The following is a 20,653-nucleotide window of genomic DNA, read 5'->3' as shown; positions in this document are numbered from 1 at the left end:
AAAATTAATGTTTCAATAAAGCCATGAAAGATAACACTTCGGTTCTATTCAGGGAGGGTACGGTCACTGGAAGCTTACCCATTACTGGAGTTACCACTTTCACACAAAACTGTATAGTTGCCGGTTACTTTATAACCATAGAGTGAAAACTGTTTATTTGTTATACAGTTTTAAAGTGGGTGGAACCGCGTAGAAATGCGTCCCTGAAGTATGTACATGTCTTAGGATATGTCTATACTTCAGAGACGCATTTTTTTGTTATCTAAATATTAGGAGGAAAAGTATATGTCAAAAATCAAGTTAACATTCCCAGATGATTCAGTTAAGGAGTTTGACGAAGGCACAACTACTTTAGATGTTGCTAAATCAATTAGCACATCATTGGGTAAGAAAGCTGTTGCTGGTAAGCTTAATGATACTTTAGTTGATCTTGAACGTCCTATCAAACAAGATGCTAAAATCGAAATTATCTCTGGAGAAGATAAGGAAGATGCTCTAAAGGTCTTGAGAAATACTGCAGCTTTGGTATTCAGTGCTGCTGCTAAGAGTTTCAAGAAAGATCTTCACTTCGGTGAAAAACAAGCAAACGATGATGGCTTTTATGTTGATACTGATAGCAAAGAAGGACAAATCAGTGTTGATGAATTGAAAGAAATCAAGGCTTTGATGAACAAAATTATCAAGAACAATGACAAGATTGAAAGATCTATGATGGATAAAGACAAGCTTGTTGAAATGTTCAAAGATGATCCATACAAGTCTTCATTGATCGGTGCTATTGAATCTGTTCAAATCCCTGTTTACACATTAGATGGATTTGTTGACTTTGGTTATGATGCTGTACTTACAAATCTAAAGGCATTGAAACACTTTGAATTACTTTCAGTTGCTGGTGCTTATTGGCAAGGTAAGTCAAGTAATCCAATGCTTCAAAGAATTTATGCTACAGCCTTCTACAAGGAAGATGGACTAGAAGCTGACCTTAAACGTCGTGCCGAAATCAAAGAACGTGATCACAGAACAATTGGCCGTGATCTAGACTTGTTCTTCGTTGATCCAGAAGTTGGTGCTGGTCTTCCATACTGGATGCCAAATGGTGCTACAATCCGTCGTGTTATTGAAAGATATATTGTTGATAAGGAAGTTGCTTGGGGTTACCAACACGTTTACACACCTATCCTTATGAACTTAAATGCTTATAAGACTTCAGGTCATTGGGCACACTATCGTGAAGACATGTTCCCACCAATGGATATGGGTGATGGCGAAATGCTTGAACTACGTCCAATGAATTGTCCTTCACATATCCAAATTTACAAACATCACAACCGTTCATACAGAGATCTACCTCTTCGTATTGCTGAACTTGGTATGATGCACAGATATGAAAAATCAGGTGCTTTGTCAGGTCTACAACGTGTTCGTGAAATGACTCTAAATGATGGTCACACATTCGTTGCTCTTGACCAAATTCAAGAAGAATTCAAACGTACACTACAATTGATGGTTGAAGTTTACAAAGACTTTGATATCAATGATTATACATTCCGTCTAAGTTATCGTGACCCTGCTAATACAGAGAAGTACTTCGATGATGATGAAATGTGGAACAGATCACAATCAATGCTTAAGGCTGCTATGGATGACCTTGGTTTGAAGTACTACGAAGCCGAAGGTGAAGCTGCATTCTATGGTCCAAAACTTGATGTACAAACAAAGACAGCCCTTGGTAATGAAGAAACATTGTCAACAATTCAATTAGACTTCATGCAACCAGAGAAGTTCCAACTAACATACGTTGGTTCAGATGGTGAAGATCACAGACCAGTTATGATTCACCGTGGTATTGTTTCAACTATGGAAAGATTCATTGCTTACCTAATTGAAATTTACAAGGGTGCTTTCCCAACATGGTTAGCTCCTACACAAGTACGTATTATTCCTGTTAACCAAAAACTTCATACAGAATATGCTAATGAAGTTCTTTCAGAATTACGTGCTAAGAATATTCGTGCTGAAATCGATGATCGTGATGAAAAGATGGGTTATAAGATTCGTGATTCTCAAACAATGAAGATACCATATACAGTAGTTATTGGTGATGAAGAAGCCAAGAACGCCACTGTTTCTGTAAGAAAATATGGTGAAGATGATTCAGCTTCAGAAAATGCTAAGATGTTCGTAAGCTCAGTTGTTGCTGATATTGCAAACTTTAGTCGTAAAGATGTTACTGATAAGTCTGATAACAAGGATTAGTTAATATTTTTCAGTGAAATAATATTTTGTAATTCAAATACATTCAATCATAAAAATGATTGGGTGTATTTTTTTTAACTAAAAAAGACATATACAAAGTGTCTAAAAATTATGAAGAGTGTTCATTTAAAATGAACAGTTGTATTTCTTTTATAAACAATATATAAATCAGATATTTTAAAAAATATGATAATTTGTGAAACTTAAATTTTTTTTGATAAAATTTTCTCAATCTTAGCAGTGGTTATCACAATCTTTGAGTTTGTGAAGTAAAAAAACAGCTTGATACTCTATAATGTAAGCGTTATCATGCATTTGTAAGGAAATAGTTATTGTTTTCACAAAAGGAGAGTGTGAATATGCAAATCGCTGTAATTAAAGAACAAAAAGAAGGAGAAGGTCGTGTAGCGGCAACTCCAGAGAATGTTCGTAAGATGGTTGAAGCTGGTAATGAGGTACTTGTTGAAAAAGATGCAGGTATTGGGGCAGGATTTACAAACGAAGAGTATGTCGATGCTGGTGGTAAATTAGTTAGTCATGAAGATGGCTGGAAAGCTAAATTGATCATCAAGGTTAAGGAACCTGATCCTGAAGAATACAAATATTTCTCAAAAGGTAAAATTGTCTGGGGATTTCAACATTTGGCATCATCAAAGCCAACTGTTGAGGCAATGATGAAAGCTGGTACAACTGCAATTGGTGGTGAAACAATTGTCAAAGATGGAAAATTGGAATTGTTAGCACCAATGAGTGCAATTGCTGGTCGTAGATCAGTTATTATGGGGGCTTATTATCTTGAAGCACAACATCAAGGTCAAGGAATTCTTCTACCAGGTATTCCTGGAATCGATGGAGGCAACGTCGTAATCTTTGGTGGTGGTAATGCTGCTATAAACGCTGCTACATTAGCCTTGAACATGGGCTGTTCAGTTGTAATTATCGAATTGAACGATGAGAGAATTAAGTTCTTACAAGATAAGTTTGCAGGTAAGAATTTCAGAGTTGTTAAATCAAATGAAGAGAACTTAGCTAAAGAAATCAAAGATGCCGATATTTTCATTTCAACAATTTTGATTCCAGGTTCAAGACCACCTAAGTTGGTTAAGGAATACATGGTTAAATCAATGAAACCAGGAAGTGTTTTAGTCGATGTAGCCATTGATCAAGGTGGAACGGTTGAAACAATCGATCATCCAACAACTATTGATGATCCAATCTTTGTAAAAGACGGAATTATCCATTATGCAGTTCCTAATCAACCAGGAGCAGTACCACGTACAGCAACAATGGCTTTGGCAAAAGGAAATTTGAGTTACTTACTAGAAATTGCCGATAAAGGTATTAACGAAGCTATCAAGACAGATGAAGCTTTGGCATCAGGAGTTAACCTCTTTGAAGGTAAAGTAACTAATAAAGGATTGGCAGATTCACTTGATTTACCATATACAGAATTGTCAGTTGATGAAGAATCAGTTAACTAAATATTGATTAAATATAGATAAAAATTAAGATGGGTGAGGTACGGATCATGCTAAAAGGTGTAGGCATTGATAATATTGTTGATATTCATGATATTGAAGAAGCAAAGGCAATTGTTGGAAAATATGCTCGTAAGACTCCTCTAGTTCAATCCATGTTTTTGAGTCGTAATGTTGTTGGTGGGGACGTTTACTTAAAACTAGAAAATATGCAACTAACAGGATCGTTCAAATTCAGAGGTGCCAATAATAAGATTAATCATTTATCAAAAGAAGAATTGGATCGAGGAGTAATCACTGCATCAGCTGGTAATCATGCTCAAGGGGTTGCCTTAACAGGACATCTATTAGGAATTGACACAACAGTTGTTATGCCTGATGAAGCTCCTCAAATGAAACGTGACGCTACAAGAGGATATGGCGCTGAAGTTGATATTCACGGCGCAACTTTTGATGATGCGCATCAATGGATGTTCGAACGTGCCGAAAGAGAAGGAAAGACCATTGTTGATCCATTTAACGACAAATATGTTATTGCTGGACAAGGAACAATTGGTTTGGAAATTCTTGATGATATTTGGGATGTAGATACTGTTATTATTCCTGTTGGTGGTGGAGGATTAATTTCCGGAATGGCTACCGCATTGAAATCATTTAATCCTAATATTCATATCGTTGGTGTTCAATCAGAAAATGTTCATGGTATGTATGCATCAGTTAAAGCTGGTCAAATTACTAAACATCACGATGATTTCACATTGGCAGATGGAACAGATGTTGCTGTACCTGGAGATATCACATTCCCAATCGTTAGTGAATTAGTAGATGAAATCGTCTTAGTAAATGAAGATGAAATTGCTCATGCTATGAAGGATCTATTACAGAGAACTAAGGTTGTAGCAGAAGGTGCTGGTGCACTTCCAGTAGCAGCTCTTGAATCACATAAGATTGATGATAGATGGCTCAAGAATAAAAAGACTGTTGCTATGGTATCTGGTGGTAATGTTGACCTTAATCGTGTTTCACAAATTATTGATCAATTCTTGAAACCAGTTAAAGCCGACGGAGGCATTGGATAAAAACTAATTTGAAACCTGAGAAGATGCTGCATTTGAATGCAACGTCTTTTCTTTTTTAAAAAAATAGTTTTTTTACGTGGAGGTATAAGATTATGGGCGATCAAGATGTCAAATTGAAAAAAACAATTGGCTTTTTCCCCGCTTTTGCTACTGTAACCGGGAGCGTAATTGGAACAGGAGTATTCTTTAAAGCATCGGCTGTTACTAACTATACAGGATCCACTAGTTTAACTATGCTTGTGTGGGTATTGGGCGGTTTCATTACTATCTGTGCTGGATTGACAGGAGCTGAGTTGGCGGCCGCGTATCCAGAGACAGGTGGATTAACCAAGTATATTGAACATAGTTATGGCGGTTTTTGGGGATTCATGGCCGGTTGGGCTCAAGCTATTATTTATTTTCCTGCTAATGTAGCAGCCATATCAATTGCTTTTGGTACACAATTCACGCACTTATTTACACTTTCTAATTCATGGATAGTACCTGTAGCAATTTTAAGTGCTTTATCAGTAACATCTCTTAATTGGATCAGTGCTAAAGTGGGGGGACGAGTTACATCAATTTCCTTAGTTGCAAAATTAATTCCATTAGCCTTAATTGTATTGTTTGGTTTTATGCATAAGGGACCAGTTGAATTATCATTGTTCCCCGTTGTCGCAGGGCCACATCGTAATTTAATTACAGCAATGGGAAACGGTTTATTAGCAACTATGTTTGCATATGATGGCTGGATTCATGTTGGTAATATTTCTGGAGAAATGAAGAATCCTCGTAAAGATTTACCAAAAGCTATTTCTTTAGGTATTGCAGTCATTATGTTAGTTTACGTTCTAGTCAATGCGGTTTTCATGTATGTATTGCCAATTAATCAAATTGCCGGTAATCTCAATGCTGCATCTGATGCATCCACAATGATTTTTGGCAATATGGGTAGTAAATTGGTTACAATTGGAATTTTAATTTCGGTTTATGGTGGTTTGAACGGCTATACAATGACAAGTATGCGTATCCCATATATTATGGGTAAGGAACATAAATTACCGTTTGGTGATACTTTTGCTAAATTAAATAAAGCGGGAATTCCATGGGCCGCTGGCGCAATTCAATTAGTTATTGCTTGTCTGATGATGTTAACTGGTGAATTTGATGCCATTACTAATATGTTGATTTTTGTAATTTGGGTATTTTATGTTATGGCCTTCATTGCGGTTATCAAGTTACGTCATACTCAACCAGAGCTGGAAAGACCTTATAAAGTTCCTTTATATCCAATTATTCCCATCATCGCTATTTTAGGAGGAGTATTCATTCTGGTATGTACTTTGCTGACAGAATTTGTTACTACAATTATTGGGATTAGTGTTACTGCTATAGGTGTTCCAATATACTTCTATTTGAAGAATAAGTGGAATTTTGATGGACAAAAGGTTGATAAGAAATCAAAAAGTATGACAAAATTAGAGGTTGAACCTGAATAAAATAATAAGGTCTAGAAATCAGAAATGGATTTCTAGGCCTTATTTTAATATTGCTAAGTTCTTCCTATTATAGTGAATTTTTATTATCCGTATCAGTAGAAAAGTCGGTTGGTGTCTGAGCACCATTTTGAATGTTCAAAGGTTCTGAACCTTCACCGGTAGCACTTATTTTACCCGTAACGGTCATATTATTGACTATGGCTTTGGGTTCAACGTTGTAACTAGACACGCCATTACCCTTAGTTTGGATGTTACCTTTGACAGTGAGGCTTGAAACAATACCACCGTCTTTGATACTTAAAGCATAAGCGGGAAGATTGATAATGACGCCCTTAACGAGCGAATTACCGATTCCACCATGTGTGACAATACCACCATCAAAAGTTAAATGACCAACTTTTTTAGAAATTTGTACGCCAATTGATCCATCGCCAAAAGTCATGATTGAAGAGAAGTGGCCTTCTTCAAGAGTACCATCATATTGATTGTAACCACGAGCTCCTAATCCAAAGGTCTCAATTGGTGCTTGAGCGTTGAAGGATTTGACTGTTCCAAAATTAACAAAACCGATACCAGAAGGACCATATGAGGTAACCGAACCCATAACGTCCCAGTCATCGACTTCACCCCAAGCATCTAGAACCATATCGTTGACTCCATAGGTAGTAGTTTCACCACTTTGAGTAACTTTTTTGGCATGGGCGCCGTTAACGATAAAAATAGCACCAGTAATGATATCAGCAACACCTAAAGGGATTTTGCCAGTGGAATAAACATCGTTGGTTGAAAGGTCATTAATTTCAACACGTCCACCACTATCACCAAATCCCGCAATAAAGACACCTGAACCGATAACAGGGGAGTTCTTTTGGCCGATGGAGATTTTTTTAGCACTGACTGTGATTAAACTATTTTTATTAGGACTCAAATTGTAGATAGTCAGGGCACCTTGAAGAACATTGACACCATATTTTTGCGGTTGTTCTAGATATCCTCTAGTGTCGGCAGCAATGATATTGATATTTTTTAAATTTAAAAAAGTATTGTTTAACTTAGTCTTAGATAGGAAGGAAAATTGACCGTTTAATTCAAGATTTTCAAAATTGAATGAACCAAGATTGGCTTCATAATTAGTGTTAAAGATAGAACGATGATTAGTTGGAACATGGATAATTAAGTTCTCAACGGTATTATTGGACGTTAGACCAACCCCGTCACTATCCTGGAACATCAAAATTGGTAACGCTGAATCTTCCTGTGGTTTACCAGATAGTGAAGCGGCATCTGGTAAAGTGATTGACTGTGTTAGCATCATACTGCGAGTTAGAACAATGGATGTATCTTTTGCAGTAAGAGCTTGAATAAGTTCCGTAGGATTTTTAACTTCTACCATAAAAATCACTCCTTAATTTTGTTTAAACATGTTAATTAAATTAAAGAGCGTCTCGAACAATTTGTCCAAAGTTATGCTTAATTATTTAAAAGGGTCCTCAAGGTTTAGAATCTTCTTTTCATCTTGAACAAATTTGATTTGTCCTTTGATAATGTTAACTGAATCCTCACTAGCATAGCGCTGAATTTTGGTAGTGATTTCTTTTAGATTGTCATGCAACACTTGTTGCTGTTTCAAAACGTTTTTTTTATGTTGCTGTAGTAACTCTCTACGTTGTTGAATTGAAGCAGTTCCTTGCATACAAAGATCAATGTAGGTTCTGATGTCTTTAATAGGCATACCAGTATTTTTTAAACAACAAATAGTTTTAATGAAACCAAAGTCGGATTCTGAAAAAACTCGGTAACCGGCTTCATTTTTTGAGACAAAGGGAAGCAATCCTTTTTTGTCATAATAATGAATAGTCGAAATTGGTAAGTGAAAGTAATCAGCTACTTCTTTAATGGAATAAGTTTTTTTCATAAAATCTCCTTTATGTGCTTGCTATGAACCATAGTTTAGGGTTTAAAGTGATGATAATCAATTAATAAAATAAGTACAAGGAAGTTCCTTTATGAAAAAAGTTTTAGTTACAGGTGGTACGGGATTTTTAGGTTTAAGATTAGTTATGCAACTGTTAAATGATGGTTACGACGTTAGAACAACTACTAGAAAGAAAAGTGGTCAAGCCCGCATAATGAAGGTTCTAGAATCCTATGGAGTAAAAAATTTACAAAATTTGTCTTTTATTGAAGCTGATTTATCCAATGACAATAATTGGTTAGAGGCCATGCAGGATCGGGAATATGTTTTTAGTGTTGCTTCACCAGTCTTCTTTGGCAAAATCAAAAACGAGACAGATGCTATAAAACCGGCGTTGGATGGTATCTTAAGAATTTTGAAGGCTGCTAATACTAGTAATGTGAAGCGAGTTGTAATGACATCTAATTTTGGAGCAGTCGGGTTTAGTAAAAAACAAGGACTAACTACTGAATCTGATTGGACTGACCCTGAAGAAAAGGGATTATCGATTTATGAAAAGTCTAAATTATTAGCTGAACAAACAGCTTGGAAATATGTTAATCAACCAGAAGTGAACTTGGAGTTTGTAACGGTCAATCCAGTTGCCATTTTTGGTCCATCGCTAGATCAGCATGTATCGGGTAGTTTTGATTTATTAAAGAATCTCTTAACTGATACAAATAAAAGAATTCCTGATTTACCTTTGAATGTAGTGGATGTTAGGGATGTTGTAGATATTGAAGTCAGGGCTATGGAAACACCTGAAGCTAAATTCAAAAGATTTATTGCTAGTGCAGATGGACAAATTTCAATGAAGGAGATAGCTGAACTGATAAAAACTCAGCGTAAATCTTTAAAAGATAAGGTTACGGATAAAACTATACCCAATTGGCTAATTGATGTTGCAGCAGTATTTAATTCTAGAGCTAGGGAAGGTAAATTGATGATGCATATGAATCGTAAAGTCAGCAATCAACAAGCTAAAGATATTTTAGGTTGGACACCAATTTCCGATAACCAACAAGCTGTTTTGTCAGCAGTCGATAGTTTAGTCAAATATGATTTAATATAAGTTTAAAAACTTGTGTTAGCTAAGATAACGTGATAAATTATATCTATTGAACTTTTTCAGCTTTTCTATAACAAATTCATCGATGTTTATTGACATGTCGCGTTTATATTGTTATAGTTTATAACTGTTGAGATTAAGCAGAAGCGCCCGCTTCTCACCTATGCATTCGCCTCTAGGTTAATACGATTACGTAGATAATATAGTGGGCATGCTTGTGCAGCCTGCTTTTTTTTGTGGGCCAAATTACTCCGGAGGTGACTACTCATAGCAAGAGAATTATTATTAAATGATCAAATACGTGCGAAAGAAGTTAGATTGATCGCTGAAAATGGGGATCAAGTTGGTGTTAAACCAACCGCAGAAGCTAGAAGATTAGCTGAAGCAGCTAATATGGACCTAGTTCTAATGTCACCAGGTGCTAAGCCACCTGTTGCCAGAATTATGGATTATGGTAAATATAAGTTTGATCTTCAAAAGAAAGATCGTGAAGCACGTAAAAAACAAAAAACTGTTAGTCTTAAAGAAGTGCGTTTAAGTCCAACTATTGAGGCCAATGACTTCAATACAAAACTTAATAACGCTCGTAAGTTCTTAGCTAAAGGTGATAAGGTCAAAGTTTCTCTTCGCTTTAAGGGTAGAGCAATTACTCATAAAGAGATAGGTAAGGAAGTCTTAGACCGTGTCGCTGAACAGACTAAGGATGTTGCTACGGTAACAACTAGACCTAAGATGGACGGTCGTAGTATGTTTTTAATGCTTGATCCAATTAACGCAAAAGATAACAAAAAGAAGAAATAGTGGAGGGATTTTCATGCCTAAACAAAAGACACACCGCGCATCAGCAAAGAGATTTAAGAAAACTGCTAATGGTGGTTGGAAGAGAATGCATGCTTACACAAGTCACCGTTTCCACGGTAAGACAAAGAAACAACGTCGTCAATTGGCTAAGCCAGGTATGGTTAGCTCAAGTGATATGAAACGTATCAAACAAATGTTAGCTACATATTAATTAGCTAATCACTTAAATATTTATTTTCGTAAATTAAAGGAGGAGTCATTATGCCACGTGTAAAAGGTGGAACAGTAACTCGCAAACGTCGTAAAAAGGTTTTAAAATTAGCTAAGGGATATCGTGGTTCAAAACATATCACTTTTAAAGCAGCACATACTCAAATCATGGTTTCATACCGTTATGCATTCCGTGATCGTCGCCAAGTTAAGCGCGATTTCCGTAAGTTATGGATTGCTAGAATCAATGCTGCTGCAAGAATGAATGAAATCAGCTACAGCAAATTAATGCATGGTTTGAAGTTAGCTAATGTCGACATCAACCGTAAGATGTTGGCCCAAGTTGCTATTGAAGATCCAAAGGCATTCACAAGTTTAGTAGATACAGCTAAGAAAGCTTTAGCTTAATTGTTAAAACAAACGTAATTTGGATAACCCAAATTACGTTTTTTTACTAATTAGCAGATAATGAGGATTAAAAATGTTTAAACCATATATTATGCTTGATAAGATTACTGATATTGAGATTGATGATCTTAAACAATTAGGAATTACTACTATTATGACAGATCTTGATAATACACTTTTGCCATGGAATAGTAATAAATATGACCTCTCATTACGAAAATGGCTCAATCAGATGTCTAAAAATGATATTGAGGTTATGATTGTTTCGAACAATAGTTATGAACGTGTTGAAAAGGCTGTTCATGAGTTACCTGTAAGCATTGTTGCCCGTGCAGTTAAACCATTACCATTCGTAATTATTAATCATATTAGAAGTGAAAAAATTAATCCTGCTAGCGTTCTATTTGTCGGAGATCAAGTGATGACTGACGTTTTGGCAGGAAATATGGCCGGGTTGAAAACAGTATTAGTAAAGCCTTTAGTAAAAACTGATGCAAAAAAGACCCGCGTAAATAGATTTTTTGAACGTCCAATTTTAAAAGCTATGCAAAAGCGTGATAAGAATTTATACTGGAAGGATTCATTAAATGACAGAAATTGATGATAAGTTGTATTGTATAGGTTGTGGTGCCAGACTTCAGACCGAAGATAAAGATAAACCCGGCTACGTGCAAGAATCAACTTTAAAGAAATATATAGAAGATGACTCTAAAGAATTATTGTGTAAGAGATGTTTCAGACTACGTAATTATAACGAAATTATGGACGTTGATGTTTCAGACGATGATTTCTTGAAGCTATTGGATTCTATTTCAGAAAAAGATGCACTAGTAGTGAACGTAGTTGATGTTTTTGACTACGAGGGTAGTGTCATTCCCGGTTTACAAAGATTTGTTGGTGATAAAAAGATCATTGTCGTTGGTAATAAGGTTGATTTATTACCAAAATCAGTTAATAAGAATCGCTTGTTGAACTGGTTGCAACAAAAGAGCAAGGAAAATGGAATCAAGTCAACTGACCAAATATTAGTTTCAGCCGTTAAGGGAACTAACATTGATGAATTGATGGATATGATTGAAAAGTATCGTGATGGCAAAGATGTTTATGTTGTAGGAACAACGAATACTGGTAAATCAACTTTGATTAACCGCATTATCAGTTCCAACTCAGACGTTAAGAATTTGATCACGACATCAAGATTTCCAGGTACAACGCTTGATAGAATTGATATTCCTTTGGATGATGGACACAATTTAGTTGATACACCAGGTATTATTCACAATTATCAATTAGCACATTATTTGAATGCCAAAGATCTAAAGACCATCACGCCTAAGAAACCATTGCGTCCAGTTACTTTCCAACTTCGTGATGGACAAACAATTTTTGTGGCCGGCTTAGCTAGATTTGATTTCTTGGATTATAAGACAAATGTTACTTTCTATGTTAATCAAGGGTTGCCACTCCACAGAACAAAGACAATTAATGCGGATGAGTTCTATCAAAAACATTTAGGTGATATTTTAGCTCCACCTACAGAAATCGAATCTTTCCCTAAAATGAAGCAACAAATTTTCTCTGCACATGAGAAATCTGATATTGTTATCTATGGTTTAGGTTGGGTTACAATTCCTGCCGGAAGTAAGGTTAAAGCCTACGTTCCAGATGGTGTCCGTGTCTCAATTCGGAATGCAATTATTTAAGGAGAAACATATGATAATTAAAGGAAAAAAGAATCGCTATTTAAGAAGTCAAGCCGCTACCATGAAACCTGCTATTCAAGTTGGTCGTGATGGTATCAGTGAGAATCTTTTAAATCAATTAGAACTTTTGATTAATAAAGATGAAATAATTAAGGTTTCATTACTACAGAATACAATGGTAGAACCTCAAGATTTGATTGATGCTTTGAATGAATTTGACGAACAAATCGTTCACGTACAAACAATTGGTTCTAAATTAGTCTTTTATAAGAAAGCACCTAAAATTAAAAACCGTAAATATTCTATTGAATTAGAAAATATGTAATTTAAGTGATGAAAATGGATACTCAAAAACAATTATTAACTAAAGCAAAATTAGAATTTCATAGTAATTTGCCCAAAAAGCATGTTGGAATCTTAGGTGGAACTTTTAATCCCATCCATTTGGGACATTTAGTTATTGCTGAACAAGTTTATGAACAATTGTGTTTGGATAAAGTGTTATTTTTACCTGACAAAGTTCCACCTCATCGTGGTGTACAAAAAACTATTCCTACTATCAATAGTGATGATCGTATCAATATGATCAAATTGGCTATTAGAGATAATATGCATTTTGATTTAGATTTGACTGATATTCATCGTGGTGGTGTAAGTTATACTTACGAAACTATTAAGTTATTGAAAGAATATAATCCCAATACCGAGTATTACTTTATTATTGGTGGAGATATGGTGGAGAATTTGCCTAAGTGGTCTCACATTGAAGAATTGAGACAAATGGTACATTTTGTAGGAGTATGTCGCAAAGGTTTTGAGAAAAAATCAAAGTACCCTATACTTTGGGTAAACACGCCTGAATTAGAAATTAGTTCAAGTATGATACGTGAGCGGGTCAGAAAAGGTCAAACGATAAAATATTTGGTGCCGGATGATGTCGCTTGGTATATAAATGACAGGGGGCTTTATAATGACTGAATTTAATTATGATGAAGTTATGCCAGGAATCGATCGAGACAAGATTCTGGAGCGAATGCGCGATACATTAAGTGACTTTCGCTATAACCATTGTTTACGAGTAGAAAAAGTAAGTCGCGGACTAGCTGCTGAAAATGGTGGCGACGTTGAACGTGCGGGCTTAGCTGGTCTGTTACACGACTATGCTAAAGAGCGCAGTGATGAAGAGTTTATTAGTATTATTAAAGAAAAGAATATGGATCCAGAATTATTAAAATTTAACAATGCTATTTGGCACGGAATTGTTGGTGCTGAAATTGTTAAAGATGAATTGGGTATTTATGATGAAGATGTCTTGAATGCTATTAGAAGACACACAGTTGGTCATACAACGATGACTACAGTTGATAAATGTGTATTCATTGGTGATTTCATTGAGCCCAAGAGAAGTTTCCCAGGAATCGATGAAGCTAGACAATATGCTAAAAAATCATTGGATGCTGGAGTAACTTTTGAATTAAAACACTCATTGGCATACTTGATTGACCGCAATAGAGTGGTATACCCAGAAACATTTGTAAATTATAACTACTGGATCGCAAAAGGAGAATTATAGTTTGGACTCAAAGAATATAATGGAAATTGCTGTTAAAGCAGCAGATGAAAAACACGCTAATGATATTAAAGTTTTGAATATCAGCGGTATAAGTATTGTGGCTGATTATTTTGTCATTATGGATGCTAGTTCTCAACGACAAGTTGACGCTATTGTTCAATCAGTTTTGGATAAAGCTGGGGAAAATGATATCGATATAAGTCACGTTGAAGGAAACCGTAACTCTCAATGGGTTTTGATTGATCTTCATGATGTTATTATTCATGTCTTCACAGCAGAACAACGTGAATTCTACAATTTGGAAAAGCTTTGGTCAGATGCCCCCGAAGTAGATATTTCTAATTTGGTAACTGAATAATGATTTATAACTCATTTGCACGTGTCTATAGTGAATTGATGGATGATTCACTATATGCTAAGTGGGCGCAATATGTAGAACAACAAGTCTCAGATAAAGCTAAATCTTTGTTAGATGTTGCTTGTGGTACAGGTGATTTAACAATCCAATTAGCTGATCGTTTCCAAGTTACAGGAACCGATTTATCTGAAGAAATGTTAAAAATTGCAGCGGAAAAAGCAACCAAGGCCAAAAAGAATATTCCATTTGTTCAAAGCAATATGATGGATTTATTTGATTTTGATAAATTTGATGTCATCACTTGTTTTGATGATTCAATTTGTTATTTAAAAGATGAAGATGAGCTAGCAGTAGCTTTTAATCAAGCTTACGAACACCTCAATGAAGGCGGTAAGTATTTGTTTGATGCCCATTCTTTATATCAAATGGATGAGGTTTTTCCAGGTTATATGTTTAATCATCGAGCTGAAGATTCAGCCTTTATGTGGAATAGTTATGAAGGAGAATATCCTCACAGTATTGAACATGAATTGACGTTCTTTAATTGGAATGAAAAGATTCAAGGCTATTCGGTTAACACTGAACTTCATAAGGAAAGAACATATCCTGTTGAGACTTTTGAGATGATTCTTAAGGACATCGGCTTTAAGAACGTCCAAGTTACGGCAGAATTTGGTCAATCAGAAATCAAAGATGATTCAACTCGTTGGTTCTTTGCTGCAGAAAAATAGAGGATTCTATGACAAAAGTCTATGGTTTCGTTGCGGAATTTAATCCGTTTCACAATGGTCATAAATTATTTATAGATAAAATTAAACAAGAATATCACCCCGATGTTTTAATTGCCGTAATGTCTGGTAATTTCGTCCAACGGGGTGATTTTGCTGTTTTAGATAAGTGGAGACGAGCACAGATTGCAATCGATAATGGCGTTGATCTTGTTGTTGAGCTACCGTTCGCATATGCAGTGGAACCAGCGCAATATTTTGCCCAAGGGTCAATGAAATTACTGCAATTGTTGGGAGTCAATGAACTAGTTTTTGGTACTGAACAAAAATTGGATTTTGATAATTTGGCACAAAAAATAATTCGTTCTCGAACTGATTTTCAACAGGATTATCGTTTGAGTTCAGCTGAAAACTTAACGCAGTATTATCAAACTTTAGGAATTGATATTGCTAAATTGCCCAATCAACTTTTGGGTATAAATTATGTAATCCAATTGATAGAGCAAGGCTATCCAATACATGTCAATACGATTCAGCGCGATTCAAGTCAATTTAGTGCAACTGAAATTAGACAGCGAAGAGCTCAAAAATCTTCATTCACAGAGTTAGTTCCGTCGGCGACTGAAAAAGCCTTTGATGAACAAAAAATTGTGACTTGGGATGATTACTTTCCATATTTAAAATTTCAAATTCTTAGTCATTCAGAAGCGGAGTTACACTCCAATTATCAAATGGTTGAAGGATTAGAATATAAATTAAAAAAAGAAGTTAAACAGAGTCACAATTTTATGGAACTAGTTGAACGTGTGAAATCAAAACGGTATACTATGGCTCGAATCAGACGACTAATGGTGTATACATTATTGAATGTAAAAGAGTCGGAGATTAATGGCGTTTATAATAATCCTTATTTGAGAATATTAGGGTTTAGTGACCGTGGTAAAAAATATTTAAATCGATTGAAAAAAAGTGATGTTGATCTGATCACACGGGTTGGTAAAAAGGAACAAAAGCAATTAAACTTAGAAGTACGAGCAGATGAAATTCGTCAGCTCATAACCGAGGAAGAACAAAATTTTGGAAAAATACCTTATATGAAAGGGGTAAATTAATGCTAAATTGGGATGTGCAAGAAGTTCGTCGCTATAAAGACAAACCTTTTACATTTAAAGAAACACTTGATTTAACTAAGGAGATGCAAACACGTTCAGAAGATGTGCTAGAAATTTCTCCTGTAGAGGTTGAGGGTCAATTATTTAATGATCACGGTCTAGTTATTTCGGATATTAAAGTGGAGACAACGTTAAAAGTCCCTTCAACTAGAAGTCTATTACCAGTAGATTTGCCAGTAAATATTCGAATCAACGAGGCTTACAATATTGATGATGTAGACGAAGAGGAATTGGAGGATTACAATGTCGTTATTCCAATTGATGACGATAATCCTACCATTAACGTTTATGAGTCAATCGTGGATAATATCTTATTGAGTATTCCTTCAAAGATTTTAACTAAGAAGGAAGAAGAAAATGATGTTATGCCATCAGGTAAAAATTGGAGTGTTATTTCTGAAGAAGAATATAAGAAACAACATGAAGAAGAACACGTTAATCCTGAATTTGCTAAATTAAAGAATTTATTTAACGATGACACAAAGGAGTAGTATTGTTACTGCTCTTTTTTATTTGCATTTATTAGGTATTGAAAATTACACATATAAATCTAATCACCTTTTTTTACAAAAAAATTGCTAAAAAAGTTCTTTTATATACTCCTTTTTTATTTTTTTGTTAAGATTAATATGTGTTAACAAAAATCGGAGGTAATTATTATAATGGCAAAACCACAAATTGGTGTTATTGGTATGGCTGTTATGGGTAAGAATCTTGCCCTTAACATTGAAAGCCGCGGATATGAAGTTGCTATCTACAACCGTACTGGTTCAAAGACAAAAGCAGTTGTCGAGGAACATCCTGAAAAGAAATTGGTACCAAGTTATACAATTGAGGACTTTGTAAACTCACTAGAAAAACCTCGTCGTATTTTGATGATGGTTAAGGCTGGTGCTGGTACTGATGCTGTTATCAATCAATTATTGCCTTTATTAGACAAAGGCGATGTATTGATCGATGGTGGTAATACATTCTTCGAAGATACTATGAAGCGTAACGAACTTTTGGATAAATCAGGAATCAACTTTATCGGAATGGGTGTTTCTGGTGGTGAATTAGGTGCCCTTCAAGGACCTTCATTGATGCCCGGTGGTCAAAAAGAAGCTTATGACTTAGTTGCTCCTATTTTGGAACAAATTTCAGCTAAAGCTGACGAAGATGGCGCTCCATGTGTTACATATATCGGACCTAATGGTGCCGGTCACTATGTAAAGATGGTTCACAATGGTATCGAATATGGCGATATGGAATTGATTTCAGAAAGTTACAACTTGTTGAAGCACTTATTTAACAATGATGTTAATAAGATTGCCGAAGTCTTCCAAGACTGGAACAAGGGTGAACTTTCAAGTTACTTGATTGATATCACATCACAAATCTTGACTAGAAAAGATGATGAAGGCTCAGATGACTACATCGTCAACAAGATTATGGATAAAGCTGGTAACAAGGGTACTGGTAAGTGGAGTTCACAAAGTGCTCTAGAATTAGGTGTTCCACAATCATTGATCACTGAATCAGTTTACTCACGTTACGTTTCTGCTTATAAAGACGAACGTGTTAAGGCAAGTAAGGTTCTTCCTGCACCTGCTACAAAGCCAATTGTTAAAGATATGGACGAATTAGTTGAAAAGATCCGTAAAGCTTTGTACTTCAGTAAGTTGATCAGTTATGCTCAAGGATTTGCTCAAATGAAGGCCGCTTCAGATCACTACGACTGGGATCTACAATATGGTAAGATTGCTCAAATCTGGCGTGCCGGTTGTATCATTCGTGCACAATTCCTACAAAAGATTACAGATGCTTACGATAAAGAACCAAAACTAGATAACTTATTGTTGGACGATTACTTCAAGGGTATCGTTGAAGAATATCAATCAGACGTTCGTGACGTTGTAAGTTTTGCTGTTCAAGCAGGAATTCCTGTTTCAGGTTTCATGGCCGCAATTTCATACTACGATCAATATCGTTCAGAAGTTCTTCCTGCAAACTTGATCCAAGCTCAAAGAGATTACTTCGGTGCTCATACTTATGAGAGAAATGACAAACCAGGCGTATTCCACTACACATGGTATGAAGAACAATAATTAAATTAATATAAAAATGTCCTTAGACATAATCGTTGTGTAAATGACGATTAATTGTCTAAGGCTTTTTTATTTAAAAAACTGAACTTGCTTATGCTTTAAAAGTGGGGATTTTTAAAGGGGAGAGGATTTTGCGCCAAAAAGAGTAGAAGTTAAATTATTACCGTTAGCCGATGAATTATCAAATAATGTTATTTTGAAATCTCATTTAGTAAATCCACGATTTTAATTTGTTTTCATTATTTATATTTCTATGAAAAGTAAATTAAATTATTAAAATTGAGGCTAATTATTGCCTCTTTTTTATTTTTCTAAAAAAATAAAAATAAAAGCTTGTCTTCTTTTAATTTTTGCTATATGTTAAAATCATTAGTGCATTGCCAAGAATCTGGCATATTCAAATTAATGATTAAGCTATAATTAAAGACAATTTAATATTTATGTATGGGAGAAATATATGGCTAAAATACTTGTTATTGAAGACGAAGAGAACATGGCAAAATTTGTTCAACTCGAACTTCAACATGAAAACTATGAAGTAACTGTTGAACGTGATGGTAGAACTGGCCTTGAAGCAGCATTGTCTGAAGACTGGGATTTGATCTTATTAGATCTAATGTTGCCTGAATTAAATGGTATTGAAGTTTGTCGTCGTATTCGTCAAGAAAAGAACACACCAATTATTATGATGACAGCAAGAGACTCAATTATTGATCGTGTATCAGGATTAGATCATGGTGCTGATGATTATATCGTTAAACCTTTTGCTATTGAGGAATTACTTGCAAGAATTCGTGCTTTGTTAAGACGTATCGATTTAGATATCGATGTAACTAGAAATAATGATCAAGTTCTTAAGTATAAGAATCTGGTAATTGATAAGACGACTCAAACTTTGAAGCGTAATGGTGAAGTGATTGATTTAACACGTCGCGAATATGATTTGTTGAGTGTTTTGATGGAAAACGTTGGAACCGTTTTGAGCCGTGATGATTTATTAGAGCGCGTTTGGGGAACAGGTTCTTCAACTGAGACTAACGTTGTAGATGTTTATATTAAATATCTACGTAATAAAATTGATCGTTCAGGTGCACCAAGTTATATTTCAACCGTTCGTGGTAAAGGATATGTGATGAGACGATGAGGATTTCCATTAGATTTAAGTGGACAGCATTGATTTCAATAGTTATTTTAATGGCCTACATTTTTGTAGGCGTTTTAGCTATGCGAACTGTCCAGAACGTTGCATCCGTAAACGAGATTCATTCTTTTACAAATAAACTATTGATCGGTGGCATCGTTGTTTTCGTTATTGGAGTCCTTTTGAGCTATTTTGCAGTAACGATGGTTTTGAATGATTTAAAACGGATCAATAAGACTATTGATGATTTAAATAAAAAACCTGATTCCGATTCTCGAATCAAGTTACGTAAGAGAAATGATGAAGTTTACGATTTAACAGTTAATATCAATAAAATGTTAGATCGAATGCAAGCTTACACGAATCAACAAAAGGAATTCGTGGAAGATGTTTCACATGAATTGAGAACGCCAGTAGCTGTTTTGGAAGGACATTTGAGCATGTTACAACGTTGGGGAAAAGATGATCCTCAAGTTTTGAATGACTCGATCAATTCTTCATTACAGGAATTGAAACGTATGCAATCCTTAATTCAAGAGATGCTCGATTTAACTAGAGTTGAACAAATCGATAGTGCTTATTTGGAGCAAACAACAGAAGTTAAACCATTATTTACCCAAGTTTATAATGATTTTAAAATGTTACATCCCGATTTTGTTATTAATTTCGATGATGATATTCGTGAAGGTAGCAAAGTTAAAATTTATCGTAATCACTTGGAACAGGTTTTGGTTATCTTACTGGATAATGCCTTCAAATATTCCGCTGATCGGAAGGAAATAAATTTTGCGGCTTCAACTAACTCAGCTTTGCTAGAAGTTGTGGTTCAAGATTATGGCTTAGGAATCGCAAAAAAAGACCTTAAACGTATTTTTAACAGATTCTATAGAGTTGACAAGGCTCGCTCTAGAAAACGTGGAGGGAACGGATTAGGGCTTTCTATCGCCAAAAGATTGATTGAAATCTATCATGGTAGTTTGGAAGTAGAAAGTGTTGTCGGTTCAGGAACAGTTTTCAAGATTGAATTGCCACTTATTCAAGAAGCTCCTGCTGAAGATGAAACGACTAAAGGTGAATAGCTATAAATAAATGGACATCTACTAGAGAAATGCATCTCTAATAGATGTCCATTTTCATTTTGCAGGTTATTTCCAAAGT

General features: G+C 35.2%; 22 protein-coding genes. 20 read left to right on the top strand and 2 right to left on the bottom strand.

Annotated elements, in window-relative coordinates; all coding sequences use genetic code 11:
* The first annotated feature begins 285 nt into the window (after positions 1–285).
* The 4 genes from thrS (at position 286) to FC97_RS12515 (ending at position 6,291) form a co-directional block, all read left to right on the top strand.
* On the top strand, positions 286–2,256 hold the full coding sequence (gene thrS, locus FC97_RS12530) for a threonine--tRNA ligase (protein ID WP_054642006.1): 1,971 nt from the start codon (positions 286–288) through the stop codon (positions 2,254–2,256).
* 359 nt (positions 2,257–2,615) lie between these two features.
* On the top strand, positions 2,616–3,737 hold the full coding sequence (gene ald, locus FC97_RS12525; RefSeq protein ID WP_056968333.1) for an alanine dehydrogenase: 1,122 nt from the start codon (positions 2,616–2,618) through the stop codon (positions 3,735–3,737).
* Positions 3,738–3,784: 47 nt separating this feature from the next.
* A complete protein-coding gene (gene tdcB, locus FC97_RS12520; RefSeq protein WP_087882334.1) occupies positions 3,785–4,813 on the top strand; it encodes a bifunctional threonine ammonia-lyase/L-serine ammonia-lyase TdcB in 1,029 nt (342 codons plus the stop codon).
* Positions 4,814–4,905: 92 nt separating this feature from the next.
* Complete coding sequence (locus FC97_RS12515) at positions 4,906–6,291, top strand: APC family permease (protein ID WP_054642004.1); 1,386 nt, start codon at positions 4,906–4,908, stop codon at positions 6,289–6,291.
* Positions 6,292–6,358: 67 nt separating this feature from the next.
* On the opposite strand, the gene FC97_RS12510 is transcribed toward FC97_RS12515, so the two are convergent.
* The gene (locus tag FC97_RS12510; RefSeq protein ID WP_056968331.1) at positions 6,359–7,684 is read right to left on the bottom strand and encodes a hypothetical protein; all 1,326 of its coding nucleotides are present in this window, start codon (positions 7,682–7,684) and stop codon (positions 6,359–6,361) included.
* An 81-nt stretch (positions 7,685–7,765) separates the two neighbouring features.
* The gene (locus tag FC97_RS12505; RefSeq protein WP_054642003.1) at positions 7,766–8,206 is read right to left on the bottom strand and encodes a MerR family transcriptional regulator; all 441 of its coding nucleotides are present in this window, start codon (positions 8,204–8,206) and stop codon (positions 7,766–7,768) included.
* Positions 8,207–8,297: 91 nt separating this feature from the next.
* On the opposite strand from FC97_RS12505, the gene FC97_RS12500 reads away from it, so the two are divergent.
* The 16 genes from FC97_RS12500 to FC97_RS12425 all read left to right on the top strand — a co-directional run bounded on the left by FC97_RS12500 (position 8,298) and on the right by FC97_RS12425 (position 20,574).
* A complete protein-coding gene (locus tag FC97_RS12500; protein WP_056968330.1) occupies positions 8,298–9,317 on the top strand; it encodes an NAD-dependent epimerase/dehydratase family protein in 1,020 nt (339 codons plus the stop codon).
* A 264-nt stretch (positions 9,318–9,581) separates the two neighbouring features.
* Positions 9,582–10,115, top strand: coding sequence for a translation initiation factor IF-3 (gene infC, locus FC97_RS12495; RefSeq protein ID WP_034543788.1), 534 nt, complete (start codon positions 9,582–9,584; stop codon positions 10,113–10,115).
* A gap of 13 nt (positions 10,116–10,128) precedes the next feature.
* Positions 10,129–10,326, top strand: coding sequence for a 50S ribosomal protein L35 (gene rpmI, locus FC97_RS12490; RefSeq protein ID WP_025084493.1), 198 nt, complete (start codon positions 10,129–10,131; stop codon positions 10,324–10,326).
* Positions 10,327–10,376: 50 nt separating this feature from the next.
* The gene (rplT, locus tag FC97_RS12485) at positions 10,377–10,733 is read left to right on the top strand and encodes a 50S ribosomal protein L20 (protein WP_025084494.1); all 357 of its coding nucleotides are present in this window, start codon (positions 10,377–10,379) and stop codon (positions 10,731–10,733) included.
* Between the two features lie 73 nt (positions 10,734–10,806).
* On the top strand, positions 10,807–11,334 hold the full coding sequence (locus tag FC97_RS12480) for a YqeG family HAD IIIA-type phosphatase (protein ID WP_054642001.1): 528 nt from the start codon (positions 10,807–10,809) through the stop codon (positions 11,332–11,334).
* Positions 11,321–12,436: a ribosome biogenesis GTPase YqeH gene (gene yqeH, locus FC97_RS12475; RefSeq protein ID WP_054642000.1), complete on the top strand. Its 1,116-nt coding sequence runs from the start codon at positions 11,321–11,323 to the stop codon at positions 12,434–12,436. Before FC97_RS12480 ends, yqeH begins: the two co-directional genes overlap by 14 nt.
* Positions 12,437–12,446: 10 nt before the next feature.
* A complete protein-coding gene (locus FC97_RS12470) occupies positions 12,447–12,761 on the top strand; it encodes a YhbY family RNA-binding protein (protein WP_025084497.1) in 315 nt (104 codons plus the stop codon).
* Positions 12,762–12,775: 14 nt separating this feature from the next.
* Entirely contained in the window at positions 12,776–13,414 is a 639-nt protein-coding gene (locus FC97_RS12465) for a nicotinate-nucleotide adenylyltransferase (RefSeq protein WP_025084498.1), read from the top strand.
* Positions 13,407–14,009, top strand: a complete 603-nt coding sequence (gene yqeK, locus FC97_RS12460) for a bis(5'-nucleosyl)-tetraphosphatase (symmetrical) YqeK (protein WP_054641999.1) — start codon at positions 13,407–13,409, stop codon at positions 14,007–14,009. Before FC97_RS12465 ends, yqeK begins: the two co-directional genes overlap by 8 nt.
* Before the next feature lies 1 nt (position 14,010).
* Positions 14,011–14,367 carry a ribosome silencing factor gene (rsfS, locus tag FC97_RS12455; protein WP_054641998.1) on the top strand — a complete coding sequence of 119 codons (357 nt, stop codon included), beginning with the start codon at positions 14,011–14,013 and terminating at the stop codon, positions 14,365–14,367.
* Positions 14,367–15,098, top strand: coding sequence for a class I SAM-dependent DNA methyltransferase (locus FC97_RS12450; RefSeq protein ID WP_054641997.1), 732 nt, complete (start codon positions 14,367–14,369; stop codon positions 15,096–15,098). Before rsfS ends, FC97_RS12450 begins: the two co-directional genes overlap by 1 nt.
* 8 nt (positions 15,099–15,106) lie before the next feature.
* On the top strand, positions 15,107–16,207 hold the full coding sequence (locus FC97_RS12445; RefSeq protein ID WP_054641996.1) for a nucleotidyltransferase: 1,101 nt from the start codon (positions 15,107–15,109) through the stop codon (positions 16,205–16,207).
* Complete coding sequence (locus tag FC97_RS12440) at positions 16,207–16,758, top strand: YceD family protein (RefSeq protein ID WP_054641995.1); 552 nt, start codon at positions 16,207–16,209, stop codon at positions 16,756–16,758. Before FC97_RS12445 ends, FC97_RS12440 begins: the two co-directional genes overlap by 1 nt.
* 171 nt (positions 16,759–16,929) lie before the next feature.
* The gene (gene gndA, locus FC97_RS12435; RefSeq protein WP_025084503.1) at positions 16,930–18,354 is read left to right on the top strand and encodes an NADP-dependent phosphogluconate dehydrogenase; all 1,425 of its coding nucleotides are present in this window, start codon (positions 16,930–16,932) and stop codon (positions 18,352–18,354) included.
* 457 nt (positions 18,355–18,811) lie between these two features.
* Entirely contained in the window at positions 18,812–19,498 is a 687-nt protein-coding gene (locus tag FC97_RS12430) for a response regulator transcription factor (RefSeq protein WP_054641994.1), read from the top strand.
* A gap of 29 nt (positions 19,499–19,527) precedes the next feature.
* Positions 19,528–20,574, top strand: coding sequence for a sensor histidine kinase (locus FC97_RS12425; RefSeq protein WP_235628564.1), 1,047 nt, complete (start codon positions 19,528–19,530; stop codon positions 20,572–20,574).
* The last annotated feature ends 79 nt before the right edge of the window (positions 20,575–20,653 follow it).

Source organism: Companilactobacillus kimchii DSM 13961 = JCM 10707, assembly GCF_001435445.1.
Taxonomy (GTDB): Bacteria; Bacillota; Bacilli; order Lactobacillales; family Lactobacillaceae; genus Companilactobacillus; species Companilactobacillus kimchii.
The sequence above is the reverse complement of the archived record's forward strand: the minus strand, read 5'-3'. Positions and strand labels throughout refer to the sequence as shown.

What these genes read in the sequence shown, in the direction of transcription:
- tdcB (WP_087882334.1), top strand. Translation starts at nt 3,785, where the DNA reads ATGCTAAAAGGTGTAGGCATTGATAATATTGTTGATATTCATGATATT.
- FC97_RS12500 (WP_056968330.1), top strand. Translation starts at nt 8,298, where the DNA reads ATGAAAAAAGTTTTAGTTACAGGTGGTACGGGATTTTTAGGTTTAAGA.
- FC97_RS12430 (WP_054641994.1), top strand. Translation starts at nt 18,812, where the DNA reads ATGGCTAAAATACTTGTTATTGAAGACGAAGAGAACATGGCAAAATTT.
- ald (WP_056968333.1), top strand. Translation starts at nt 2,616, where the DNA reads ATGCAAATCGCTGTAATTAAAGAACAAAAAGAAGGAGAAGGTCGTGTA.
- rpmI (WP_025084493.1), top strand. Translation starts at nt 10,129, where the DNA reads ATGCCTAAACAAAAGACACACCGCGCATCAGCAAAGAGATTTAAGAAA.
- FC97_RS12515 (WP_054642004.1), top strand. Translation starts at nt 4,906, where the DNA reads ATGGGCGATCAAGATGTCAAATTGAAAAAAACAATTGGCTTTTTCCCC.
- thrS (WP_054642006.1), top strand. Translation starts at nt 286, where the DNA reads ATGTCAAAAATCAAGTTAACATTCCCAGATGATTCAGTTAAGGAGTTT.
- FC97_RS12510 (WP_056968331.1), bottom strand. Translation starts at nt 7,684, where the DNA reads ATGGTAGAAGTTAAAAATCCTACGGAACTTATTCAAGCTCTTACTGCA.
- rplT (WP_025084494.1), top strand. Translation starts at nt 10,377, where the DNA reads ATGCCACGTGTAAAAGGTGGAACAGTAACTCGCAAACGTCGTAAAAAG.
- yqeK (WP_054641999.1), top strand. Translation starts at nt 13,407, where the DNA reads ATGACTGAATTTAATTATGATGAAGTTATGCCAGGAATCGATCGAGAC.
- yqeH (WP_054642000.1), top strand. Translation starts at nt 11,321, where the DNA reads ATGACAGAAATTGATGATAAGTTGTATTGTATAGGTTGTGGTGCCAGA.
- FC97_RS12440 (WP_054641995.1), top strand. Translation starts at nt 16,207, where the DNA reads ATGCTAAATTGGGATGTGCAAGAAGTTCGTCGCTATAAAGACAAACCT.
- FC97_RS12445 (WP_054641996.1), top strand. Translation starts at nt 15,107, where the DNA reads ATGACAAAAGTCTATGGTTTCGTTGCGGAATTTAATCCGTTTCACAAT.
- FC97_RS12470 (WP_025084497.1), top strand. Translation starts at nt 12,447, where the DNA reads ATGATAATTAAAGGAAAAAAGAATCGCTATTTAAGAAGTCAAGCCGCT.
- FC97_RS12505 (WP_054642003.1), bottom strand. Translation starts at nt 8,206, where the DNA reads ATGAAAAAAACTTATTCCATTAAAGAAGTAGCTGATTACTTTCACTTA.
- FC97_RS12450 (WP_054641997.1), top strand. Translation starts at nt 14,367, where the DNA reads ATGATTTATAACTCATTTGCACGTGTCTATAGTGAATTGATGGATGAT.
- FC97_RS12480 (WP_054642001.1), top strand. Translation starts at nt 10,807, where the DNA reads ATGTTTAAACCATATATTATGCTTGATAAGATTACTGATATTGAGATT.
- gndA (WP_025084503.1), top strand. Translation starts at nt 16,930, where the DNA reads ATGGCAAAACCACAAATTGGTGTTATTGGTATGGCTGTTATGGGTAAG.
- FC97_RS12465 (WP_025084498.1), top strand. Translation starts at nt 12,776, where the DNA reads ATGGATACTCAAAAACAATTATTAACTAAAGCAAAATTAGAATTTCAT.